The following is a 12,250-nucleotide window of genomic DNA, read 5'->3' on the forward strand; positions in this document are numbered from 1 at the left end:
AACGTTTGATCGGGGATGGCAGGGGAAAGAGCGTCCGTCAACCTGCCACGCTCTCGGGGCTGCGCTCTTCCTCCTCGGCCCGCTTGAGGGTTTCGCGGGCCAGATCCGCCTCGCGCTGGCGGTTCCACATGGCCGCATAGACGCCGCCATGGGCCAGCAGACTGGCGTGATTGCCGCGTTCGACCACTCGGCCCTGGTCGAGAACGATGATCTCGTCCGCGCCGATGACTGTGGACAACCGATGCGCGATCACGAGGGTGGTGCGATCCCTGCTGACCCGGTCGAGGGCGTCCTGGATCTCCTTTTCCGTGAAGGTGTCGAGCGCAGAGGTCGCCTCGTCGAGGACCAGGATCGGCGGGCTTTTCAGGATCGTTCGGGCGATGGCCACGCGCTGCTTCTCGCCGCCCGAGAGTTTTAGGCCGCGCTCGCCCACCGGCGTGTCGTAGCCCTCCGGCAAGAGGCCGATGAATCGGTCGATCTGGGCAAGGGTTGCTGCCTCCCTCACCTCCTCCGGTGACGCGTCCCAGCGGCCGTACTGGATGTTGTAGCCGATGGTGTCGTTGAACAGCACCGTGTCCTGCGGGACCATGCCGATGACCTTGCGTAAGGATGCCTGCTGCACCTCGGCGATGTCCTGCCCGTCGATGAGGATGCGGCCGCTGGTGGGCTCGTAGAAGCGGAACAGCAGGCGGGAGATGGTGGATTTGCCGGCCCCCGAGGGCCCGACGATGGCAACCGTATGGCCTGCCGGCACCTCGAAGCTCACGCCCTTGAGGATCGGGCGCTCCGGGACATAGGCGAAATGCACGTTCTCGAAGCGCACGACGCCATCCGGCACATGGAGCGGCTTGGCGCCTGGCTTGTCCTGGATCTCGGGGTTGCGCTCGATGATCGCGAACATGTCGTCGATATCGATCAGGGCCTGTTTGATCTCGCGGTAGAGCATGCCCATGAAGTTCAGCGGAATGTAGAGCTGCACCAGCATGGCGTTGACGAGCACGAAGCTGCCGATGGAGGCGCGCCCGGCGATGATGTCCTGCGCCGCCAGCACCATCACGATGGCCATGCCGATCGAGAAGATCACCGCCTGTCCGGCATTGAGCACGGCGAGCGAGGTATAGGTCTGGGTCGAAGCCTTCTCGAACCGCGCCATGGAGCGGTCGTAGCGAGCGGTTTCCCGCTGCTCGGCCCCAAAGTATTTGACGGTCTCGTAATTGAGCAGCGAATCCACCGCCTTGGTGTTGGCGTCCGTGTCGGAATCGTTCATCTGCCGGCGGATCTCGATCCGCCACTGGGTCGCCTTGTAGGTATAGGCGAGATAGATCACCACCATCACGAAGACGACGGCTGAATAGATCCAGTTGAACTCCCAGGCGAGCAGGCCGAGCACGAGCAGGAATTCGAGGATCGTCGGGAGAAGGGTCAGCACCACGAGGCGCGACAATTCCTCGATCCCCTCGCGGCCGCGCTCGAGAACGCGGGTCAGGCCGCCGGTCTTGCGCTCCAGGTGAAAGCGCAGGGACAAGCGGTGCATGTGCTCGAAGGTCTGCAGGGCGAGCTGTCGCACCGCATGCATGGCGACCTTGGCGAAGATGCCGTCGCGCACCTGTGTCAGCACCGCCATGAGAATGCGGGTGACGCCGTAGATGAGCGTGAGCAGGACCGGCGCCTTCCAGAGCCAGGAACCGGAGGTGGCTGCCGCCTCCGCGCCCCCGCTGGCACCGCCGCTGACCGCCACCAGCGCATCCGTCGCCCATTTGAAGGCGAAGGGCGTGACCATCGTGACGCCCTTCGCGACGAGCAGGAGCCCGAAGGCCAGGAAGACCCGTCGCTGGAGATCGGGCCTGCCGTGCGGCCAGAGATAGGGCCAGAGTTTTTTCCAGGTGGCAGCCAGGCTGTTGGGCTCGGGCTCAGCAGCGCTCGTCGGAGGGACGGCGGTGGAGGGAGGCATCGGGGAGGATCCAATCGAAATATCGGACCCCGATATAGGCGATTGCGGAGATGAATTCACCCCAAGACTGTAATCGTTCCAGGCAACCCAGATAGGCAAGCCAATCGCGGCGAGAGGCGCATGATCCTCCCTCTCCCGTTTGGGAGAGGGTCGGGGTGAGGGAAGGCCGGCGCAGGATGAAATGCATCGGGTGCCATGTCGCGGGTGAAACGACAGCGCTCCACTGGTGAAGCACCCCGCCCTCACCCCTGCCCTGACCGGGAGAGGGGTGATTAGCCGGACCCGATATTATCAGTTGCTCTTGGCTTCCTGATCGCCCGGCAGGACGAAGACCTGACCGGGATAGATCAGATCCGGGTTGCGGATCTGCTCCTGGTTCGCGCCGTAGATCACGGTGTAGCGCAGGCCCTTGCCATAGACCCGCTGGCTGATCCGCCAGAGATTGTCGCCCCGGGAGACGATGGCCGTGTTGATGTTGGGGATCACGACCGTTCCGGCGCCGGCCACCTGCCCCTGAGGCAGGCTGGACGCGCCCTCACGTTGGGCCTGAGGCTGAGTGCCGTTGGACGCGGCCTGCGACGAGGCCGGAGCCTGAGGCTGTGCGGAGGCCACCTGCACGGGCACGTTGAAGCCCACTTCGGCGCGCGACCGGACCTGGCCGGACACGGGATCCACATCGTCGAGGCGGATCCGATAGTCGCCTGGCTTCACGCCGCTGCCGATGGAGAAGGATACCTTGCCGTCGCCTCCGGCGCCGCCGGGCGCGATGAAGCTCTCGTTCAGGTAGAGACGGATCGTGGCTCCCGGTGCGGAGAGGCCGGAGACGAAGAGCTTCCCCTCCTCCGCATCGACCGTCACGATCTTGATCTCGGGACGCGGGGTCGGCGCCGCAGGTTGAGCCGGGGGAGCCGGCGGGGACGTCGGCGTGGCGGAGGCCTGCTGCTGCGGAGCGGGTTGGGCCGGCTGCGGGGCTGCCGGTGTCGTCTCGGCTGTCTTGGGCTCTGTCTTGGGCTCGGCGGGCTTGGCTTCCGCCGCCTTCTCGGGCGGCATCGGGTTCGACAGCACGACCGTCGGCCTGTCCGGCGTCGTCAAGGTCACGAGGGGCGGCGTCCGGGCATCGGCGATGACCACCGTCACGATCTGCACGGACCGCTGGCGGGTGCCGTCGGGCGCGATGGATTGCAGCGCGACCTGGTGCGAGCCCGGCGGCAGGGGCGGCGGAACGATGGCGAACAGGCCCGAGGCGTCGGCTGCCGCGCGGGCATGAACCTGATCGCCCCTGAGAAGCTCGATGGTGGCCCCGGGCGCTGCGCGCCCCGCGATCACGCTCTCCCCATCGGGTTCCACCCGCACGAGGTCGAAGGACGGAACGATGGGTGCATCCTTGGCGGGCGCCGCTGGAGCCGAGCTCGGAGCGGCCGGCTTGGCCTCGGCCTGCTGGCTCGAATTCGGCTGGGCGGGTGCCGTTTGGGATGGAGCGGAGGGCTGTGCCGTTTGGGCCGGAGCCGCGTTTTGCGGAGCCCCGATCTTGCCGGACCAGGACCAATAGAGCACTCCGAGAAGAACTGCGACAACGGCTGCCGCAGCGGCGCCGAGCAGCGCAAGAGTCCCTTTAATTTCCTTCGGATGCGCCATGATGCTAGTTCTCGTACGCGGCACTTTCATGCATTTAAACCGTTTATCTTTCAAAAGGCTACGGCCATAAAGGACAAAATATTGCCCTACGACTCAGCGCGGGAGGCTCCCCGCCTCCCCGAGATGAAAATGCCCTCGATTAAACCTGTTCGATCCATTTGTGTTTACTGCGGCTCCGGCTTCGGAGACGACCCCGTTTTCGCCGAGAACGCGGCGGCATTGGGCCGCGCCATGGCCGAGCGCGGCATCAACCTCGTCTATGGCGGGGGCAATGTCGGCCTCATGGGGACCGTCGCGCAGTCGGTTCTCGACAATGGCGGCTATGTCACGGGAATCATTCCGGATTTCCTGAAATCCCGCGAGAAGCTCCTCGACGACGTGCAGGAGACCATCGTGGTGCCGGACATGCATACCCGCAAGCGCCTGATGTTCGAGAAGGCCGACGCCTTCGTCGCCATGCCCGGCGGAATCGGGACCCTGGAAGAACTCGTCGAGCAGATGACCTGGTCGCAGCTCGGCCGGCACACCAAGCCGATCCTGATGCTCAGCACCAAGGGCTTCTGGAAGCCGCTTCTCACCCTCATCGCCCATATGCGCGAACAGGGTTTCATCCGCCCCGGCCTGGAGCTCAACTATCTCGTGGCCGAGCGCGTCGAGGAGGTGATCCCGATGCTGGAAGCCGCCGCGCGGCGGGTCGGGATTGTCGAGAATGCGGAGATGATCGAGACGAAGTTTTAGACAAAGCTCGGCATATTTCGAACGCTCAAACATCGAGAGCCGGCCTCGCGGCCGGCTCTTTTGCTTATCTCGTGGCTTCGAACGCGATGGGTCAGAGTGTGTAGAGCTGGAAATTAGCCTCTGTCAGTACCGTGCCTGCGGCCACCTTGGCGAACAGGATCTGGCTGTTCAAGCTCGCCAAGCCATCCGCATCGAAGTAGATTGAGCCCGTCGCCTGATCGTAGACGATGCGCTGGGCCAACGTCGTGGCTTGCGTCCCGACGCCGAACTCGAAGTAAGCAAGCCCATAATAGGCTCCCGGCGGAGCCGTCGGAAACGCCTGGATGACGGTTCCGTCTGAGCTATAGCCATGGAACTGGGTGGTGTTGATCGAGATCCAATCACCTTCCGCTCCGTTGAAGTCTGCGAGTGTATCCACATTCTGCGGTGATGTGCTCGTGCCGCCGACCCAGGGATCCGTATTCATTCGAAACTCGTCCGCGCCGGCATTGCCCAGGAGCCAGTCGAGGCCCACGCCGCCGGAGATCACGTCATCCCCGCTTCCGCCCTCGATGTAGTCGTTGCCCGCAACCCCGAAGAGCTGATCGTTGCCACCCCAGCCATAGAGTGTGTTGCCGTCGTCACCGCCGTAGAGCCTATCGCCGTAGTTAGAACCCTGGAGGCCTTCGATGCGGATAAGGAGATCTCCGGATGCATCGCCTGCATAACCTTGCCCTGCCACCAGGCTGGCGTACACGCCCGACGAAGCGTTCCAGTATGAAACGAAATCGAAGCCCTCGCCACCATCGAGCAGGTCGCCGCCCTGGCATCCCTGGAGCACATCGTCGCCAGCCCCGCCAAAGAGGGAATCGACGCCAGCCGTGCCGGAGAGGTTGTCACTATGGCTTGAGCCTATGACGCCCTCGATCGAGACATACGTATCTCCAACCGCATCACCGGTGTTGAAACCAGTGTTGAGCATGTCGACCACAACCCCAGAACTTGAATTGTCATAGCTCGCATAGTCGAGGCCCTCGCCGCCATCGAGCCGGTCGCCGCCGCCGCGGCCCTCGAGCCAATCGTCGCCCGCTCCGCCAGACAAGCTCTCCGAGCCATTCGCACCGCGCAACTGATCGTCATAGGACGAGCCTATCAGACCCTCGATCGACACATGGATGTCACCCGCCGCCTCGCCCCTGTTGCGGGATCCGTCGAGCAAATCCGCCGTCACGCCGGAGGTCGCAGCGGCATAGGATGCAACGTCGAAACCGTCACCGCCGTCGAGATGGTCGTTGCCCACGCCACCCTGAAGATAATCGTTGCCGCCTCCGCCATAAAGCGAGTTGTGGTCCGCGTCACCGTAGAGCGTATCGGCGTAATCCGAACCCTTGAGGCCTTCGATGCCGAAATAGAGGTCTCCGTTCGCATCGCCCACGAAGCCACCTCCTGCCGCCAGGTTAGCGGTCACGCCCGAGGAAGCATACGAGTATGAAGCGATATCGGAAGAGCCTGTGCCGCCATAGAGCAGGTCGCCACCCTTTCCGCCTTCGAGGACGTCATCGCCATCCCCGCCATAGAGATACTCGGTGCCAAGCGCGCCGAAGATGGTGTCGTTGTGGCTCGAGCCGATGACTTTCTCGATCGAAATATACTTATCTCCCACCGCATCACCTGTGTTGCGGCCGGTATTGATCAGGTCGACCAAGACTCCATAAGTCGCACTCTCGTAACTCGCATAGTCGATGCCCTCGCCACCATCGAGCACGTCACCGCCACCGCGGCCTTCGAGAGTGTCGTTTCCGTTTCCGCCATATAGCTCATCCCCCTCATGCGTACCGCCCAAAATGTCGCTATAGGACGAGCCGATCAGGCCCTCGATCGACGCATGGACATCGCCCAATGCGTCGCCCACGTTGCGGGATCGGTCGAGCAGATCCACCAGCACGCCCGAGGCTGCATCGGCATAGGACACAATGTCGAAGCCGGCACCGCCGTCGAGATGGTCCGCGCCCTCACCTCCGAAAAGATGATCGTTGCCGGCGCCGCCGGAGAGCGAGTCCGCTCCGACACCGCCTTTGAGCAGGTCGTGGCCGGCGTCGCCCCAAAAGGCATCGGATCCAGTGCTGCCCTCGATCGTGTCGTCATATGTCGAGCCGTCGATCACCTCGATGGAGACATAACTGTCGCGGGCCGCATCTCCGGTATTGCGTGTGATATTCCAGAGATAGACTCCGACGCCGGCGGCGGCACCGTAATAGCTCGCCGTGTCCAGGCCACCCTCTCCGCCGTCGAGCAAATCCGCACCGGCGCCGCCATAAAGCTTGTCGTTCCCGAGGCCACCGAGGAGGCTGTCGTCACCACCATGGCCGAAAAGTTGGTCGTCGCCGTCATTGCCGGTGATCAGATCGTTGCCCTCACCGCCCTGCAGAAGGTCGTTGTCCATGCCGCCGGTAAGGGTGCTGCCCAAGCTCGCATTCGTCTGCGACGGCTTGTGCGCGCCATCGTCGGTGGGCTCGTCGAGGATCGCAGCGATCATCTCTTCGAGCGAGAGGTCGATGTCATCGCGGATCCGGGGGCCTTTGGAAACTCCAGCCTTCGCGTCGTGACGAAGATGACCCATTGCGACTTCAAGCGGCGTGCGATCCATGGCCGAGCCCTCCTTGTCCCCATCGGGGCAAATTGCTCCGCCAAGCTTTATTGGGATTATCGTCCTGCACCACTCTATGAATATGGGGGAGAGGCTACGAAATAGACGCCTTTTCGAGGGCTCGTCGTTGCCATGTGCGTATTCGCACATGGCAACTGCGTTCAAGCGGTCCACTTCCTTAGAGGAAGAGACCTACATCATCCCGCTCGCGACAACACGAGCCCGCCCAGGATCATGCCTGCCGCCAGGAGACGTTGCCACGTGATCGCCTGGACCGGAAGGCCGAAGGCGCCGGTGGCGTCGAGGATCAGGGCGGCAGCGACCTGGCCGAAGACGAGGGCGGCCACAGTGCTCACCACGCCGAGTTGCGGTACGCCCCAGATCACGATGGCGACGTAGAAGGCGCCGAGAAAGCCGCCGAGCCAGGACCACCAAGGCGCCGCGGAAATGGCGGCGCCTGATGGCCCCGCGCCGCGAAGAGCGCTGATTGCAGCGAGAACGATAAAACCGATCCCGAAGGAGATGCAGGCGGCGAGCACCGGGTCGCCCAGCGTCCGTGCGAGGGCGGCATTGATCGGTGCCTGGGTGGAAAGAAACACGCCGCCCACAAGGACGCCGAGAAGCGGCAGCAGGATCGAGATGTTCATGACGATTCCATTGTGGCGGACGACTGCTTGTATAAAGCGGATCCAGACACAATCCATACAAACCGCAGCTCCACGTTCACGGATGGCGCGGCTGGCTTTGTTCAAGCTAGGCTCTTGGAGAGACTGCCGACCGAGTATCGCAAACGTGATTTCCAATCCCGTATTTGCACCAATTTCCCAGCGCATTTTCGCAAGCGATTGCAATCTCCACCGAGGGAGATAGCCGTGAAAACCTCGCTTACGCTTATAGCAGCCTGTGGCTTGGCCTTTGGTTTCTTGACCCCCGTCCATGCCCAGGACGTAAACCTTGATTGCACAGCAGTTCCGGATTCGCTGTCCTATTACTGCAACCATCGGGATCAGTTCGGCAAGAACGGTCCGACGACCACCAGGAATCCATATGATCCCGATCTCCCGGGTGTCGCAGGCCCTCTATCGACCGGCAGCGTTGCAGGAAGCATGCCGCACGCTGGCTCGGTACAAACCCACGCATTCAATTGCTCGCAGAGATTCCGGACCTACGACCCAGGCTCGAATACATTCATGGGAAACGATGGTCATCGGCATGCTTGCCGCTGAATGATCGTGAAGGATCGATCGGGAACTTGCTCAGGCTGATGCCGACATCAGCGTGAAGTCGAGGTTAATCGTCATAGCGATGCGCCGCCCTTCAAGAGCTTGTAGACCATGGAGTCCGTCAGTGCCTGGAAGGAGGCGTCGATGATGTTGGCGGAGACGCCGATGGTGGTCCAGTGCTCGCCGGAGGCGTCCATGAACTCGATCAGCACGCGCGTCACCGCATCCGAGCCGCCCTGATAGATGCGCACCTTATAATCGACGAGTTCGAGATCCTGGATCAGGTTCTGGTACTTGCCGAGATCCTTGCGCAGAGCGACATCGAGCGCATTGACGGGGCCATTGCCTTCGGCTGCCGAGATCAGCACCTCGTCGCCGACACGCACCTTCACGATGGCCTCCGACGCGGTGACGAGTTCGCCGACCGCGTTGAAGCGGCGCTCCACGTTGACCGAGAAGCGCTCTACGTCGAAGAAGGCCGGCACCTCGCCGAGCATGCGCTTGACCAGCACGTAGAACGACGCGTCCGCGCCCTCGAAGGCAAAGCCCTCGGCTTCTTTCCGCTTGACCTCGTCGAGCACGCGCGCGATGCGCGGATCGCCCTTCTCCAGCTCGAAGCCGCAGCGCTTCATCTCGGCGAGGACATTCGACTGGCCGCCCTGGTCGGAGACCAAAACCTTTCGCGCATTGCCGACGATTTCCGGCTCCACATGCTCGTAGGTGCGCGGATCTTTGAGCACGGCGGAGGCATGGATGCCGGCCTTTGTTGCGAAGGCGCTGGCGCCGACGAAGGGCGCGTGCCGGTTCGGCTGCCGGTTGAGGATCTCGTCCACCTGCCGCGACACATGGGTGAGCTGGCTCAAACCCTCGTCGGTGACGCCGAGATCGAAGCGGGCGGCATAATTGTCCTTCAGCTTCAACGCGCCGATCAGCGTGATGAGATTGGCGTTGCCGCAGCGCTCGCCGAGGCCGTTGAGCGTGCCCTGGATGTGGCGGGCGCCGGCTTCCACGGCGGCAAGAGAGTTGGCGACCGCGCAGCCGCAATCGTCATGGGCGTGGATGCCGATATGCGAGCCGGGTACCGTCTTCGTCACGGCGGTGACGATCTCCGTCACCTCGTGCGGCAGCGTCCCGCCATTGGTGTCGCAGAGCACGATCCAGCGCGCGCCGGCCTCATAGGCCGTCTTCACGCAGGAGAGCGCGTAAGCGGGGTTGGCCTTGTAGCCATCGAAGAAATGTTCGCAATCGACGAGAACCTCGCGGCCCTTCGCGCGCGCGGCCTCGACGCTGTCCTGGATTCCGGTGAGGTTTTCTTCCGGCGTCGTCTCGAGCGCCACGCGCACATGATAATCCCAGGCCTTGGCGACGAAGCAGATCGCATCGGCCTGCGCTTCGAGCAGAGCCGCGACTCCCGGATCGTTCGACACGGAGCGCCCTGCCCGCTTCGTCATGCCGAAGGCGGTGAACTTGGCGCTCGTCGTGCGCTTCTCGGCAAAAAAGGCGGTATCGAGCGGGTTCGCCCCCGGATAGCCGCCTTCCACGTAGTCGATGCCGAGCCGGTCGAGGAGCGTCGCGATCGCCTTCTTGTCCTCGAGGGAGAAATCGACGCCGGTGGTCTGCGCACCGTCGCGCAGAGTGGTGTCGAAGAGATAGACGCGTTCACGACTCATGACGACAACTTCCTGTCTTCGGGCGGTGCCAGGCGCTTTTCCATGGTGGTGGTGCCGAGCCATTCGTCGCCGAGCGGCATGGTGTTGCGGCGCTGCGGCTGGAAACCATGCTTCTGAAAGAAGGGCAGCGCGTTGTCGCTGACCTCGGCGACGAGGCGCGCGGCGTTGCGCGCGCCGGCGAGCTTTTCGATCGCGTCGTAGAGCATCGTGCCGATCCCCTGCCCCGCTGCGGCCGGGTGCACATAGAACAGCTCGATGACCTCGTTGTCCTTCAACGCGATGAAGCCGACGGGAGAGCCCTCGACGGTCGCGATCAGGGTCAGACTCTTCGCCAGCTTCTCGGCGAAGGAATCATCCTCGGCGCGTGCGATCCACGCTTCCTGCTGGCTCTCGCTGTAATCCTCGCCGGTCAACTCCGCGATGCTCTCCTCGTAGATGTCGACGAGGGCGGCCAAGTCCGCCGGCAGGAAGGGACGAAGCCCGGGTTTCGGCATGGCCTGTCCCATCAGCATGACCCTCCCACACGTTCACGATATTCGATCGCCTCATCCTGAGAAGGTCGCGTAGCGACCGTCTCGAAGGAGGATCCAGCGCGCACTGGAAGCTCCTTCGAGACGGCGCTGCGCGCCTCCTCAGGATGAGGACAGAGGAAGAGGAGGATGGGGACTTGGAGAATGTTGCAGCTCATCGCGCCACCTCCCAGGTGGTGGTGCCATCCTTGTTGTCCTTCACCACGACGCTCAGCGCAGCAAGCTCGTCGCGGATGCGGTCGGATTCGGCCCAGTTCTTCGCGGCGCGCGCGTCCTTGCGGGCAGCGATCAGGGCTTCGACCTGCTCAGGGTCGATACTCAATGCAGCCCGCCTGCGTGCCTTCCAGCCCTCCGCTCCTTCGAGCAGGAAGCCGAGCGAGCGAAGGTTGGCGCCGAGCTCCTCATAAGCGCCCTGCCCATCGAGAGCATGAAGCTCCGCCAGCATCTTCGGCGTATTGAGGTCGTCCGCGAGGGCATCGACGATCTGATCTGAAAGGAAAGCTGCCTCGCCCCTGCCCGCCAATTCATACCAGCGGTCGAGAGTCTTCTCGCTTTCCTCGAGTCCCTTCACCGTCCAGTCGATGGGCTGGCGGTAATGGGTGCGCAGCATGTTGAAGCGCAAGACTTCGCCGGGCCAGTCCTGCAGCAGCTCGTTGATGGTGAAGAAGTTGCCGAGAGACTTCGACATCTTCTCGCCTTCCACCTGCAGGAAGCCGTTGTGCATCCACACATTGGCCATGCGCGGCGTGTCGAAGGCGCAGCAGGATTGCGCGATCTCGTTCTCGTGGTGCGGGAAGACGAGGTCGATGCCGCCGCCGTGGATGTCGAAGATCTCGCGGCTCGTCGGATCGGCGCAGGTGAGCCGCGTCTCGAAGGCCTGGACCAGATGCCGCCACGCCATGGCCGAGCACTCGATGTGCCAGCCTGGGCGGCCGGGGGTCGCGATGCCGGCAGGTGAGGCCCAGGCGGGGTCCGTCGGTCCGGAAGGCTTCCAGAGCACGAAATCCATCGGGTCGCGCTTGTAGGGCGCCACGTCCACGCGGGCGCCGGAGAGCAGCTCGTCGAGGGAGCGCTTCGAGAAGGCGCCGTATTGCGGGACGTTCGGCAGGTTCTGCATGGCCGCGACCGAGAAGAGCACGTGCTCCTCGGCCACATAGGCAGCCCCCCGCGCGATCAGCCGCTCGATGATCATGCGCATCTCGTCGATATGCTCGGTCGCCCGGGGCTCGACGAAAAGCGGGGCCTCCCCCGCCTCGTTCACGTCCTCCGGCATGAGCACGCCGAGCGCCCGGATGTCGGCATGGAACTGCGCCTCGGTCTTACGCGTGACCTCGCGGATGGCCTCGTTGTGAGGCAGGTCCGGGTAATCCCGGGCGGCGCGGGCGTTAATCTTGTCGTCCACATCCGTGATATTGCGCACATACGTTACGGCAGCTGTGCCGTAAACATGTCTCAACAGACGGAAGAGAAGGTCGAAGACGATGATCGGGCGGGCGTTGCCGATGTGGGCGTAGTCGTAAACGGTGGGTCCGCAGACGTAGAGGCGCACGTTCCGAGGGTCGATCGGGACAAAATCGTCCTTCGACCGGGTCAGCGTGTTGTAGAGCCTAAGCTGGACCGCCATGAAACCAAACCCCTGTCAGGCCGCAGGCCGGAGGATGGTTTCGATCTTGGAATGAGAACGAGACGGCTCCAGCCAGCGAAGTGCGCTAGCCGCAAATAATCCCGGAAATGAGGATTGCTGCCGTGTTCATGAAGCCATCAATGCCTTTTCGCCCCTTGGACGTCAAGGTTTCCGATTTGGTAAGCATGTTTTATTTGCAACTGCGCATGAAACGCGTTCCGGCCAAGCGCGTTAGAGCTTTGTTCACGCACAC

At 63.1% G+C, this 12,250-nt stretch carries 9 protein-coding genes; 2 read left to right on the forward strand and 7 right to left on the reverse strand.

What is annotated here, in order from left to right:
* Positions 1 to 37 precede the first annotated feature (37 nt).
* Positions 38 to 1,951, reverse strand: a complete 1,914-nt coding sequence (locus tag JKL46_RS01865) for an ABCB family ABC transporter ATP-binding protein/permease (protein ID WP_246529083.1) — start codon at positions 1,949 to 1,951, stop codon at positions 38 to 40.
* 291 nt (positions 1,952 to 2,242) lie between these two features.
* A complete protein-coding gene (locus JKL46_RS01870; RefSeq protein ID WP_201829685.1) occupies positions 2,243 to 3,586 on the reverse strand; it encodes a LysM peptidoglycan-binding domain-containing protein in 1,344 nt (447 codons plus the stop codon).
* A gap of 129 nt (positions 3,587 to 3,715) precedes the next feature.
* On the opposite strand from JKL46_RS01870, the gene JKL46_RS01875 reads away from it, so the two are divergent.
* Positions 3,716 to 4,324, forward strand: coding sequence for an LOG family protein (locus tag JKL46_RS01875; protein ID WP_210381149.1), 609 nt, complete (start codon positions 3,716 to 3,718; stop codon positions 4,322 to 4,324).
* Positions 4,325 to 4,415: 91 nt separating this feature from the next.
* Here the strand turns inward: JKL46_RS01875 and JKL46_RS01880 are convergent, their stop codons facing one another.
* Together JKL46_RS01880 and JKL46_RS01885 are read right to left on the reverse strand one after the other, a co-directional pair.
* Positions 4,416 to 6,950 carry a calcium-binding protein gene (locus JKL46_RS01880; RefSeq protein ID WP_281399822.1) on the reverse strand — a complete coding sequence of 845 codons (2,535 nt, stop codon included), beginning with the start codon at positions 6,948 to 6,950 and terminating at the stop codon, positions 4,416 to 4,418.
* Between the two features lie 197 nt (positions 6,951 to 7,147).
* Positions 7,148 to 7,597 carry a DMT family transporter gene (locus JKL46_RS01885; RefSeq protein ID WP_201829687.1) on the reverse strand — a complete coding sequence of 150 codons (450 nt, stop codon included), beginning with the start codon at positions 7,595 to 7,597 and terminating at the stop codon, positions 7,148 to 7,150.
* Between the two features lie 459 nt (positions 7,598 to 8,056).
* On the opposite strand from JKL46_RS01885, the gene JKL46_RS36800 reads away from it, so the two are divergent.
* Positions 8,057 to 8,176, forward strand: a complete 120-nt coding sequence (locus JKL46_RS36800) for a BA14K family protein (RefSeq protein WP_425493231.1) — start codon at positions 8,057 to 8,059, stop codon at positions 8,174 to 8,176.
* 71 nt (positions 8,177 to 8,247) lie between these two features.
* Here the strand turns inward: JKL46_RS36800 and cimA are convergent, their stop codons facing one another.
* The 3 genes from cimA to cysS all read right to left on the reverse strand — a co-directional run bounded on the left by cimA (position 8,248) and on the right by cysS (position 11,997).
* Positions 8,248 to 9,843 (reverse strand): citramalate synthase, encoded by a 1,596-nt coding sequence (cimA, locus tag JKL46_RS01895; protein ID WP_201829689.1) that lies wholly within the window; start codon positions 9,841 to 9,843, stop codon positions 8,248 to 8,250.
* The gene (locus tag JKL46_RS01900) at positions 9,840 to 10,349 is read right to left on the reverse strand and encodes a GNAT family N-acetyltransferase (RefSeq protein ID WP_201829753.1); all 510 of its coding nucleotides are present in this window, start codon (positions 10,347 to 10,349) and stop codon (positions 9,840 to 9,842) included. The genes cimA and JKL46_RS01900 overlap by 4 nt, the downstream gene beginning before the upstream one ends.
* Positions 10,350 to 10,527: 178 nt before the next feature.
* Positions 10,528 to 11,997, reverse strand: a complete 1,470-nt coding sequence (gene cysS, locus JKL46_RS01905) for a cysteine--tRNA ligase (RefSeq protein WP_201829690.1) — start codon at positions 11,995 to 11,997, stop codon at positions 10,528 to 10,530.
* Positions 11,998 to 12,250 lie beyond the last annotated feature (253 nt).

This window comes from Microvirga zambiensis WSM3693, from assembly GCF_016735695.1.
GTDB classification, from domain to species: domain Bacteria; phylum Pseudomonadota; class Alphaproteobacteria; order Rhizobiales; family Beijerinckiaceae; genus Microvirga; species Microvirga zambiensis.